The organism is Rhodoferax ferrireducens T118, from assembly GCF_000013605.1.
Taxonomy (GTDB): Bacteria; Pseudomonadota; Gammaproteobacteria; order Burkholderiales; family Burkholderiaceae_C; genus Rhodoferax; species Rhodoferax ferrireducens.
Genome location: NC_007908.1, coordinates 3,986,006 through 3,997,152, shown reverse-complemented (window position 1 = coordinate 3,997,152; position 11,147 = coordinate 3,986,006). Strand labels below are relative to the sequence as shown.

At 60.9% G+C, this 11,147-nt stretch carries 9 protein-coding genes and 1 tRNA gene; 7 read left to right on the top strand and 3 right to left on the bottom strand.

What is annotated here, in order from left to right; all coding sequences use genetic code 11:
• Positions 1-11 precede the first annotated feature (11 nt).
• The 5 genes from rsmB (at position 12) to RFER_RS18165 (ending at position 5,096) form a co-directional block, all read left to right on the top strand.
• Positions 12-1,376, top strand: coding sequence for a 16S rRNA (cytosine(967)-C(5))-methyltransferase RsmB (gene rsmB, locus RFER_RS18185; RefSeq protein WP_011465857.1), 1,365 nt, complete (start codon positions 12-14; stop codon positions 1,374-1,376).
• Complete coding sequence (locus tag RFER_RS18180; RefSeq protein WP_085998765.1) at positions 1,333-1,968, top strand: DUF4390 domain-containing protein; 636 nt, start codon at positions 1,333-1,335, stop codon at positions 1,966-1,968. Before rsmB ends, RFER_RS18180 begins: the two co-directional genes overlap by 44 nt.
• Complete coding sequence (locus RFER_RS18175) at positions 1,965-4,292, top strand: sensor histidine kinase (protein ID WP_011465855.1); 2,328 nt, start codon at positions 1,965-1,967, stop codon at positions 4,290-4,292. The genes RFER_RS18180 and RFER_RS18175 overlap by 4 nt, the downstream gene beginning before the upstream one ends.
• A gap of 2 nt (positions 4,293-4,294) precedes the next feature.
• Positions 4,295-4,972, top strand: coding sequence for a response regulator (locus RFER_RS18170; RefSeq protein WP_011465854.1), 678 nt, complete (start codon positions 4,295-4,297; stop codon positions 4,970-4,972).
• Between the two features lie 48 nt (positions 4,973-5,020).
• Positions 5,021-5,096, top strand: a tRNA-Phe gene (locus RFER_RS18165).
• 168 nt (positions 5,097-5,264) lie between these two features.
• On the opposite strand, the gene RFER_RS18160 is transcribed toward RFER_RS18165, so the two are convergent.
• The gene (locus tag RFER_RS18160) at positions 5,265-6,026 is read right to left on the bottom strand and encodes an SDR family oxidoreductase (RefSeq protein ID WP_011465853.1); all 762 of its coding nucleotides are present in this window, start codon (positions 6,024-6,026) and stop codon (positions 5,265-5,267) included.
• Between the two features lie 75 nt (positions 6,027-6,101).
• Positions 6,102-7,535, bottom strand: a complete 1,434-nt coding sequence (locus tag RFER_RS18155; protein ID WP_011465852.1) for an aldehyde dehydrogenase family protein — start codon at positions 7,533-7,535, stop codon at positions 6,102-6,104.
• 216 nt (positions 7,536-7,751) lie between these two features.
• Here RFER_RS18155 and RFER_RS18150 point away from each other — a divergent pair, with 216 nt between their 5' ends.
• On the top strand, positions 7,752-8,549 hold the full coding sequence (locus RFER_RS18150; RefSeq protein WP_041790953.1) for a FadR/GntR family transcriptional regulator: 798 nt from the start codon (positions 7,752-7,754) through the stop codon (positions 8,547-8,549).
• 85 nt (positions 8,550-8,634) lie between these two features.
• On the opposite strand, the gene RFER_RS18145 is transcribed toward RFER_RS18150, so the two are convergent.
• Positions 8,635-10,155 carry a hypothetical protein gene (locus RFER_RS18145; RefSeq protein ID WP_041790951.1) on the bottom strand — a complete coding sequence of 507 codons (1,521 nt, stop codon included), beginning with the start codon at positions 10,153-10,155 and terminating at the stop codon, positions 8,635-8,637.
• Between the two features lie 179 nt (positions 10,156-10,334).
• Between RFER_RS18145 and RFER_RS18140 the strand changes: the two genes are divergently transcribed.
• The gene (locus RFER_RS18140) at positions 10,335-11,102 is read left to right on the top strand and encodes a haloacid dehalogenase type II (RefSeq protein ID WP_011465849.1); all 768 of its coding nucleotides are present in this window, start codon (positions 10,335-10,337) and stop codon (positions 11,100-11,102) included.
• Positions 11,103-11,147: the final 45 nt, after the last annotated feature.

The window sequence follows — 11,147 nt, the reverse complement described above, 5'->3', positions numbered from 1 at the left end:
CGGACCGGGGCATGTGGTCTCGTGCTGACGCAGCAGGTGCAACTTTGACAACGAATGCAAGTGAACAAAAAATTCCTTTGTGGCGACAGCTGCAGGCGGTAGCCGCTGTTTTGCTGGGCGTACGCGCCGGCATGTCTGCAACGGCTGCGCTGGAAGGGGTGACGGCCGATTTGCGGCCAGGCGTGCAGTCACTGGTTTTCCATGCGCTGCGCTCACTCGGGCGCGCTGAAGCTCTGCGCCAGTTGCTTGCGCCCCGTAGTCCGCCGCCGCCCGCCGACGCGTTACTCTGCACTGCGTTGGCGCTGGCGTGGCGTGAGCAGGATGCGCCGTATGAGGTGTTTACCCTGGTCAATCAGACGGTGGAAGCCGCCAAAAGAAGTCCGGCAACCCAGCCCCAGGCCCGTTTTATCAATGCCTGCTTGCGTCGATTCTTGCGTGAGCGTGACACCTTGGTGCAACTCACCGATCAAAATCCGGTGGCGTTGTGGAATCACCCCCTGTGGTGGATCAAACGGCTCCAGAAGGACTGGCCGGACCAGTGGCAAAGCATTCTTGCGGCCAATAACCGTCACGCACCCATGACCCTGCGGATGAACCTGAGACGGTCCGCCGTGTTGCCCTACTTGCAGTTGCTCAAAGATGCCGGCTTGAATGCCAGCGCTGCGGGAAGCTCGGGTGTGACGCTTGAACAAGCCAAGCCAGTGCAGGCCTTACCCGGCTTTGCCGAGGGCCTGTTTTCGGTACAGGACGCTGCCGCGCAGTTGGCTGCACCGCTGCTCCTGTCGGGCTTGGCGGCGGCTGGATCGCCGCAGATACTGGATGCCTGTGCCGCCCCAGGCGGGAAAACCGCGCACCTGCTGGAGATAACCGAGGGCAAGGTCACGGCGCTGGATGTTGATCCCGCGCGCTGCGAGCGAATTCATCAAACGCTGCAACGCCTGGGACTAGAGGCACGGGTGCTGGTGGCTGACGCGGCCAACGTTTCAGCCTGGTGGGATGGTCAGCTTTTTGACGCCATTTTGCTGGATGCGCCCTGTACTGCGTCTGGCATTGTGCGACGGCACCCCGACGTGCGCTGGTTACGGCGCGAGTCGGACATCGCCCAACTGGTCGCAACGCAGGCCAGGCTGCTCAAAGCCCTGTGGCAAGTGCTCAAGCCGGGTGGCCGGCTCTTGTATTGCACCTGTTCCGTTTTCAGAGCGGAGGGCGGGAATCAGATACAAACGTTTCTTGCACACAACACCGAAGCCAGTTTACTGCCTTCGCCGGGGCATTTATTGCCAGTTAACCGGGTGACTGGCGACGCCGTCCCGGACAATCCAATCGGTGACCATGACGGCTTTTATTACGCACTGCTTGAGAAACGCGCGGCTTGACCTGATCGGGCTGCTGGCCTGTACCTGCTTGGTGTGGGGTTCGGTGGGCCCCGCTCGGGCGCAAACGCGGCCGGCTGAAATTTCCAGCATCAAGGTGGAGCGAGCGGGCGACGCTATTGTTCTTTCTGCCGGCGTTCAATTCGAGCTGTCTGCAGCGGTTGAAGACGCACTGCTCAAAGGGGTGGCCATGATTTTCGTGGCCGAGGCGGATATCTTGCGCGAACGCTGGTATTGGACGAACAAAAAAGTGGTGCATGCTGAGCGTCATATGCGCCTGGCCTATCAGCCGCTGACCCGACGCTGGCGCCTCAACGTGGCCTCCGGTCAAATTACCAATGCCGGGTTGGGCCTCGCGCTGAATCAGAACTTCGATACCTTGCCCGACGCCTTGGCGGCCGTGCAACGCTTGTCGCGCTGGAAAATTGCCGAGGTCTCTGACATTGACCCGGAGCAACACCACCTGGTCGAATTTCGTTTCGGCCTGGATGTGTTCCAACTGCCGCGTCCGTTGCAGATTGGCACCTTGGGTCAGACCGATTGGGATATCTCGGTCTTTTCACGTCGAGCCTTGACGCTGGAGACGGCTCCGTGAGCCATGTTGGCCCCAGCATTGAACCTGCTGGTCGATTCTCCCTGAGGAATTCGCGCACGCTGCGCTGGACTGTGGGCGTTGGTCTGGTCGTCATGGTGGTTGTTGGGTTGGTGCTGCTGTTTCTGCTGACGCAAGCGACGACCAATCGTGACATGTACGAGCGCAATTACGCGCGACTTTTCGTTCTGAACGTGGTGGTGGCCAGTCTGTTGCTGATGGTCATCGTCTGGATCGCCTACCGATTGGTCAAGCGCTTGCGGCAGGGTAAATTTGGCAGCCGCTTGCTGGTCAAACTGGCCGCGATTTTTGCGCTGGCGGGGTTTGCCCCGGGCGTTCTGATTTATGTGGTTTCCTATCAGTTTGTGTCGCGCTCGATTGAAAGCTGGTTCGACGTCAAGGTGGAAGGGGCGCTGGACGCAGGTCTCAATCTCGGCCGTGCCACGCTGGAGGCACTGTCCAGTGACCTGGCCAGCAAAGCCCGTGGTGCCGCCTCACAACTGGCCAATACGCCCGATGTCAGTGCCGCCTTGCCGCTGGAGCGTGTGCGCGAACAGTTGGGTGAGAGTGATGTGTTGCTGTGGAGCGCTGCCGGACAGCTGATTGCCGCCGCCGGCCAGTCCCGTTATCAACTCAATCCGGAGCGACCCAGCCAGCAGCAGTTTCGCAGCGCGCGTGCTCAAAAGTTCATCACCTGGATTGAGGGGCTCGATGATTGGGTGCCGGGCGTGGTGGTGAATGCCCGGATCAAGGCCTTGGTTCTGGTGTCGAGCAACAGCCTGGGTTTGCTGGAACAGCCGCGTTTTCTCCTGGTGTCCCAAACATTGCCTTCCACTTTGGTAGCCAATGCGCTGGCGGTCACGCAAGCCAACCAAGAGTATCAGGAACGGGCGCTGGCGCGTGAGGGGCTGCGTCGCATGTACATCGGCACCTTGACGCTGAGTCTGTTTCTGGCCGTATTTGGCGCGGTCCTGCTAGCCGTTGTGCTGGGCAATCAGATTGCACGCCCGCTGCTCTTGCTGGCCGACGGCGTGAGCCAGGTGGCTGCGGGAGATTTGACGCCCAAGGCGTCGCTGCAGGGGCGCGACGAACTCGATGGTTTGACCCGTTCCTTTGCCGACATGACACAACAGCTTTCAGACGCTCGGCAGGCGGTGCAGGCCAGCATGCAGCAGGTGAACTCCGCGCGCGCCAATTTGCAAACCATTCTCGACAACCTCACGGCTGGCGTGATCGTGCTCGATGCACAAGGCGTTATTGTGTCCTCCAATCCGGGTGCCACACGTATTCTCCGGGTGCCGCTGGCGGCCTACGAGGGTCAGCGCTTGAGCGACATTGAGGGTCTGCAAACCTTTGCCGCCAGCGTTCAGGCGCAGTTTGATTCGTTTCTGGCATCCAACGACCAACACAGGTTCGACCATTGGCAGCAGTCCTTCGAACTTGGCAATGGTGTGACCAACCTGGCCGGACGGCAGCCCAGCAACGCTCTTGTTTTGGTAGCGCGTGGCGCCTCGCTGCCGGGGGCCACACGGCTCCTGGTCTTTGATGACATCTCTGAAATCGTGTCCGCCCAACGGGCCCAGGCGTGGGGTGAAGTGGCCCGCCGATTGGCGCATGAGATCAAAAACCCACTGACCCCGATCCAGTTGTCAGCCGAACGGCTGGAGATGAAGCTGACCGGCAAGATCGCGCCACCTGAGCAGGCGCTGCTGACCAAGTCAGTCAAAACCATCGTTACGCAGGTGGACGCCATGAAGCGTCTGGTCAACGAATTCCGCGACTATGCACGGCTCCCAGCGGCAGAACTCAGGCCGGTCGATTTGAATGCGCTGGTGACCGACGTGTTGCAGCTGTATGCCAGCGAGACTTCGCCGGTGCCCGTACAGATGGAGCTTGATCCATCCGTTCCAACCATCATGGGCGATGCACAGCAGCTGCGTCAAGTGATGCACAACCTGCTGCAGAACGCACAGGATGCCTCGGAATCGGCTGGCAACACCGACGCCGAGCATCCGGTGATTATCAGAACCCAGTGGCTTGAGAACGCCGGCCTGGCTCGCCTGAGCGTGCTTGACTGCGGCACAGGATTTCCAGACAGTATTCTTAAACGCGCGTTTGAGCCCTACGTCACGACCAAGCCCAAGGGCACTGGTCTGGGCCTGGCGGTCGTCAAAAAAATTGCGGATGAACATGGTGCCCGCGTGGATATCGCCAACCGGGTCGCGGACGGCCAAACGCTGGGTGCGCAAGTGTCGTTATCATTCGCCACAGAGAATGTCGCGCCGGGCGAGCCGGGCGACTCTTGCATACCCAAGGAACGCGCGTAATCATGGCAAACATTCTGGTGGTTGACGACGAGCTCGGCATCCGCGACCTGTTATGGGAAATTCTGAACGACGAGGGGCATAGCGTCGAAGTGGCTGAAAACGCGGCGCAAGCCCGTGCTGCCCGTTTGCGTGAGCGGCCCGATCTGGTGCTGCTCGATATCTGGATGCCCGACACCGATGGGGTGACGCTGCTCAAGGAGTGGTCAGCCACCGGTGTTTTGACCATGCCTGTCATCATGATGAGCGGACACGCCACCATTGACACGGCCGTGGAGGCTACCAAGATCGGTGCGCTGGCATTTCTGGAAAAACCGATTACCCTGCAGAAGCTGCTCAAGGCGGTCGAACAGGGATTGGCGCGTGGTGCGATTCGCAAGTTGGTGGCGCCTCTCATGGCATTGCCTGACTTGCCGCTGGCAGATGTAGGTGCCACGGCCGCGCCATCGGGCCTTGTCGCGGCAGATGTGTTGCCGCCGTCGCAGCAAACCTTCATGCTCGACAAGCCTTTGCGTGAGTCGCGCGACGAATTTGAAAAAGCGTACTTTGAATACCACCTGGGCAAAGAAAACGGCTCCATGACTCGGGTGGCAGAAAAGACCGGCCTTGAAAGAACCCACCTTTATCGCAAGCTGAAACAATTAGGCGTTGATTTGACGCGTGGAAAACGCAACGGCGCCTGACCTGTGGGGTCTCGATGAGGGCGGAGATGCTGCTATAATTTGCGGCTTGGCCTGGTAGCTCAGTCGGTAGAGCAGAGGATTGAAAATCCTTGTGTCGGTGGTTCGATTCCGCCCCGGGCCACCAAAATATTCCCTTGTCAGTCAACCGGTTGGCAAGGTAATTCGCGAAAAGCGGCCCCTCAAAAAGGCCGCTTTTTTGTTTTTCTGACGAAGCGAAATCAGAGTGGTCAAGCTTCAGGCCGATGCCGTCGCCCGGGATGATGGCGATGCGACAGGCGCTCTTGAATGGCCCTTAAACGCAGCGCGCGCCGTCAACTTCAATACACACGCCCGAGATAAAGGTGGCTTCGTCGCTGGACAGGTACAGCGCGGCATTGGCGACGTCAAGCGCGGTGGAAAAGCGGCCCAGCGGAATCGTGGCCAGGAATTTGTTTCGGCGCGCATCGTCCAGCGGACCGCCGGCAAACTCGGTGGCCAGGCCGGTGTCGGGGTTGAACACCGGATTGATGCAGTTCACCCGAATGTTGTCCGGGCCCAGCTCTGCGGCGAGTGACTTCGACGTGGTGATCACCGCGCCCTTGGAGCCGTTGTACCAAGTCAGTCCCGGGCGCGGACGCACGCCCGCCGTCGAGGCAATGTTGATGAAGCTGCCGCCGCCATTGGCGCGGAACACCGGCACCGCGTGAATGGTGGACAGGTAGATGCTCTTCATGTTCACCGCGAAGCATTTGTCGAACTCGTCTTCGCTGACTTCCAGTGCGGGACGGTTGCGGTGCGTCCAGCCGGCGTTGTTGACCATCACGTCCAGCCTGCCGTAACACTGCATGGCGAACTCCACCAGCGCTTTCATGTCGAGCGATTGGGTCACGTCGGCTGCGAAGAAAGCGGCTGCGCCGCCGGCTTGGGTGATGTCGCCCACGACCTTTTCGCCCGCCGTGCGGTTGATGTCGTTGACAACGACCTTGGCACCTTCGGCTGCCAGCCGCTTGGCAATACCCTCGCCAATGCCGCCGCCGGCGCCCGTGACGATGATGACTTTGTTGTTAACACGCATGAAATGTCTCCTGATCAATAAATGGAAATTCGGGCATCGCTGCCACCGCTTGCGGCGGCAGCGTCAAAGCGTCGTTCAGTCGTGCTTGATGGCAATCGTCTTGAGAACGGTGAAGCCGTAGAGCGCCTCAAAGCCTTTCTCGCGGCCATAGCCGCTGGCCTTGACGCCGCCGAAGGGAAGCTCGACACCGCCACCGGCGCCGTAGTTGTTGATGAACACCTGGCCGGAGCGCACCTTGCGCGCCAGCCGCATCTGCCGTGCGCCATCGCGCGTCCAGATGCTCGACACCAGGCCATAGGCGGTGCCGTTGGCCAGCTTCACGGCACCGGCTTCATCGTCAAAAGGCATGGCGGCAATAACCGGGCCAAACACTTCTTCCTGCGCCAGGCGGTGCGCTGGCGGCACGTCACGCACCAGCGTGGGCGCCTGGTAAAAACCGGTGGACGGCGCATCAGCCACGATCCGTCCCTGGCCCGCAATGGCGAGACCATCGCGCCCGGCTTCTTCGAGGAAGCCGGCGACACGCTGCAACTGGGTCTGGCGAATCAAGGGCCCGCAATCGAGGTCCATGCTCGAGGGGCCGACCTGCAATTGCGAAAAGGCCTTGGACAGCCGGGCCAGCACTTCTTCATAGGCCTTGCGCTCGACCAGCAGGCGACTGCCTGCCGAGCAGGTCTGGCCGGCGTTCTGCACGATGGCATTGACCACCACCGGCAGCATGGCGTCGAAGTCGGTATCGGCAAAAACGATTTGCGGCGACTTGCCGCCCAGTTCCAGCGTGACGGGGGTGTGGTTTTCAGCCGCGGCACGCACGACGACCTTGCCGATGGCGGGCGAGCCGGTGAACGACACGTGGTCAATGCCAGGATGCTTGACCAGTGCATCACCCACCTCGTGGCCATAGCCGGTGACGATATTGAGCGCGCCCGCAGGAAAGCCCACTTCAGCGGCAAGCTCCGCAATGCGCAGCAGCGACAGGCAGGCGTCCTCGGCGGGCTTGACGACGCAGGCATTGCCGGCAGCGAGGGCCCCGCCGACGCTGCGGCCGAAAATCTGCATCGGGTAGTTCCACGGAATGATGTGGCCCGTCACCCCATGCGGCTCGCGGAGGGCGAGCACGGTGTAGCCGTTCTGGTAGGGAATGGTGTAGCCAAGCAACTTGTCGGCCGCACCGGCATAAAACTCGAAATAACGGGCCACCGCCGCCGCATCCGCGCGCGCCTGCTTGACCGGCTTGCCGCAGTCTCGCGCCTCGATCTGTGCCAGTTCTTCCGCCTGGTCGCTCATTTTCTGCGCCAGCTTTTGCATCAGCCGCCCGCGCTCCATGGCGCTCAATCGACCCCAGTCACCTTCATACGCTGCACGGGCCGCGCTCACGGCCTGGTCGATGTCAGCCGTGTTGCCGCGCGCAATGGCCTCAAAAACCTGGCCGTCAGACGGGTCAACGACGGGAATGGATTCGCCCGATGCCGGGGACGCCCAACGGTTGTTGATGAAATGCTGCTTCATGCTTGTCTGTGCCTCTTGTGGGTTGCGTCAAACCAGCGGCAGGGCTGGCACTCTGATGGAACTGGCAGGTTTGGAACTGAAGTTGTCCATTCTATTTACAAATAGGAGACTTGCAATGCTTCATTTCCAACCAGGCAGGCCAATTAACATGTAAATTTGAATTACTTATTCAAAGACCGATGTGTCATGGATAAGCCACGTCCGATAATCCGCCGTATGCCGAAACAGTCAAAAGCCGACGCCGCCGCCGGGTCATCGGGGCCAAGCCAGGCCAAAAACGCGTCCGCCATGCCCGGCCTGGGCCTGGAGCCTGTGCGCCATGAACGTTTTGCGGAGCGGGTGTATGACAGCCTGTTTCATTCGATCATGACGGGCAAGCTCGCACCGGACACGCGCCTGCCGCCGGAAGTGCAACTGGCGCACTTTTTCCAGGTGTCCAGGCCCGTCGTCAGGCAGGCGCTGGACCGGCTGCGACAAGACAGGCTGGTGGAGCCCATACGCGGTTCCGGCACTTATGTACGCGCCTGCGGGACGCTGCCCGACCCCGCGATTCCGGCCAGCCGGTACGCGACGGACATGAGCCACATCATTCACGGGCTGGAGCTGCGGCTGGTGATCGAACCTGAATGTGCGCATCTGGCGGCGCTGCGCCGCAAGCCGGCCGACCTCGCCCGGATGGAGGAAATGCTGGAAGGCTTCGAAAAGGCCACCGCACGCGGCGACGTGGCCCACCACTTTGATTACGGCTTTCATGAAACCATTGCCCAGGCCACGGCCAATCCCCGCCTGGTCAAGGTGCTCAAGTCACTGGAGTACGACGTCAGCCACGCGGTCAACCTGTGGCGCCACATGGCCCAAATGAAGCCGTGGCAACGCACGCAGGATGCACTCGATGAGCACCGCGCGATTTTCGAGCTGATCAAGCGCCATGATGCTGACGGTGCGCGCCGCGCCATGCGCAGCCATGTCGAGAAAGCGCGCGTGCGTATGCTTGACGCGGCGACTGATATCTAGAGCCTCCGGCCAGATTCCGGGGTGCGCCAGGGCCACTCTTTTCTACTGGAACGAACTCGCCCGCTGATTTGGCAAGCCGTGCCGGCTAGTGGCTGCGCGGCCCACGTGGTTTCGGCTCTTGCGGCGGATCAAAATCAATCAAATTCTTTTGCTCGCGCGGCTGCGTCAGGTGCACAGCCGGCTCATCGGGTATCGAGAGCGGAATGTCGACATCTGTTATGGCCTCTGGTCCGAAGACAAGAGGTCCCATGTCCAACTCAGACAAGTCCAGATCCAGCATGTCCAAAGCAGGTGGATTGGGCAGGGATGACTGATCGGCCTCCTTGCTCACCGCCTGCGCCGCAACCGCGGCTACCGGTCTCTGGGGCTCGTTGGGCGCTGTTGCACGGCCGACTTCTGACTGCATGAGATCATCAAAAATCGAATGAGTCACCGAATGACTTACCTCGACCATGCTGAGGTCCATGTCGGACGCAACTGCAGAAGACTTCCATAACCCGGCTGCTGCCGGCGCCAACGTCTTGGCCAGTCCGGGTGACTGATCTGGTGCCCGCGGGATGGGGCTTGTGTCAGGCGCCGGCCCGGGCTCGGTCGCCGGTGGCTGCAAAGTGACGGCGCCGTTCCACCAGTCGTTGTCATGGGCCTGAACACGGCGACGGCGATTCCAAAGAAAAGCCAGCGCAGCCAGGCTGAGCAGCAGACCGGCCACAAGTCCGTCAACAACCCAGGCGGAAAAACGCCCCGACTCCGCCTGCGCCAAGCGTGCGCTCAGGTCGGTCAAATCGCGCTGATTCCTGGTGGTCAATGCCTTCAAGGCATTAACGTCCGCCTCCAGGGCGAGCGATCGAGCGTGCTGACGCAAGGTTTCTTCAGGCGAGGCATTCAAGGCCAGCCACAGGGCCGCCGCTTCGGATCGACGCTGCGGGTTGCCGCTGGGCTGGGTCAACAGTTCAGTCGAGAAATTGAGCGTTGGTTCGCGCGCCTCCATCAGCTCGAGCAAGTTGAGTCTCAAGCGCGGTTGGGTCGCCGCTCGCGCGGCCCTGCGCGTCGCGCCGGCCGTCACGCCCATGGGGCTGGCCTCGGAGGTTTCTTTTGCCGGGCGATGGGTGGGGTTCTCCGTTCGCGCCGCTGGTTCGGGTGCTTCAGCCGGGACGACGCGCCTGGCCACAGGGGGTGGTGCCGAAGGTGTTGCTGACGGGGCGTCCAACAAGGCGGGCAGCGGTGCTGCCAGCTCGCTGGGAAAGTCGGCCAGCAAGACGTAGCGCCGGCTTGATTTCTGGCTGCAGCCGCTGCGCAAATAGACGGTAACGACCGGTTCGTTCACCAGCGCCGAAGACAATATCCGCACGTTGGCGGTTTGGGATTGCGTCGAGGCGTCGACCAGCACCCGCACGCGACTGGCCTCCTGCCGCGTGTCGGCGTGAAACACGTCGGCGTCAAAACACAAGGAAGTCATGTCTTCGCCCGCAGCCATCTGCACCTGAACTGCCACATCCAGCGGCTTGCCAATCAGCACGGCGCCGCGAATGCGTCCCAGCGTGAGGGCCTCACTGCCCAGCGTCAGGCACAGCAAGGCGATCCCCACGATCTTTTTTTTATGTTTCAAACAGGCTTTCCGCAGGATTGATTGTCTTTTATGTCACGGCGTGACTGACGCGCAACGCCGCCATTTGCCCCGCACTGTATCCGAGTTCGGCCAGCAACTCTGCAGCATCTAGTCAAGAATCGATCGGCGTTAACGAGCGCCATTTTTTGCTCGTTTTCTGAACTGGAATAAAGTGACGCATGACAAATAGCAGTTCATCCATTGCCGCCGTGCCCCGCGCCGTACTTTTTGACGCCTACGGCACCTTGTTTGATGTGTACAGCGTGGGCCAGTTGGCGGAGGAATTATTTCCCGGCCATGGCCTGGCCCTGAGCGTGCTGTGGCGCGACAAACAGATTGAATACACCCGGCTCGTGACCACCAGCAACCACGGGGCACACTACCAGCCATTTAGCGCCTTGACCCGTGCGGCCCTTGTTTACGCTATAAAAAAGATATCTACTGGCGCTTATTCGACAGCGGCTACAGGCCAATTTGATATAAATCTGGAGGCGGATTTCAAGGCCCGCCATGGAGAGCAAGTCGAGCGACTGCTGGCGCAGTACCAGCATTTAAGCGCCTTCCCGGAGAACCTGGCGGTGTTGCGCGAGCTCAAAGGCCGCGGCATCCCGACCGGCATCCTGAGCAACGGTGACGCCCCCATGCTGCACGCTGCGGTGCAGTCGGCCGGCTTTGCGGGCCTGCTGGATCACGTCATCAGTGTCGACCCGATCCGTCTCTACAAAACTGACCCGCAAGCCTATGCGCTGGGTGAGCAGGCCACCGGATTCAAAGCCGAACAAATCGTCTTTGTCAGCAGCAATGCCTGGGATGCGCTGGGCGCCACCTGGTACGGCTACCAGACCCTGTGGGTCAACCGCTACCAACTGCCGTTTGAAGAGCTCGGCACACAGCCCACGCGTGTGGGCGGCAGCCTGCGTGCGGTGCTGGAATTTTTTCCCGCGTAAGTCCGGTTTTGTATCATTGCCCCCCTGACAGCTTGTCGACGTGTT

Coding starts and splice junctions, on each gene's coding strand:
- RFER_RS18170 (WP_011465854.1), top strand. CDS start 4,295: ATGGCAAACATTCTGGTGGTTGACGACGAGCTCGGCATCCGCGACCTG.
- RFER_RS18140 (WP_011465849.1), top strand. CDS start 10,335: ATGACAAATAGCAGTTCATCCATTGCCGCCGTGCCCCGCGCCGTACTT.
- rsmB (WP_011465857.1), top strand. CDS start 12: ATGTGGTCTCGTGCTGACGCAGCAGGTGCAACTTTGACAACGAATGCA.
- RFER_RS18155 (WP_011465852.1), bottom strand. CDS start 7,535: ATGAAGCAGCATTTCATCAACAACCGTTGGGCGTCCCCGGCATCGGGC.
- RFER_RS18160 (WP_011465853.1), bottom strand. CDS start 6,026: ATGCGTGTTAACAACAAAGTCATCATCGTCACGGGCGCCGGCGGCGGC.
- RFER_RS18150 (WP_041790953.1), top strand. CDS start 7,752: ATGCCGAAACAGTCAAAAGCCGACGCCGCCGCCGGGTCATCGGGGCCA.
- RFER_RS18180 (WP_085998765.1), top strand. CDS start 1,333: ATGACGGCTTTTATTACGCACTGCTTGAGAAACGCGCGGCTTGACCTG.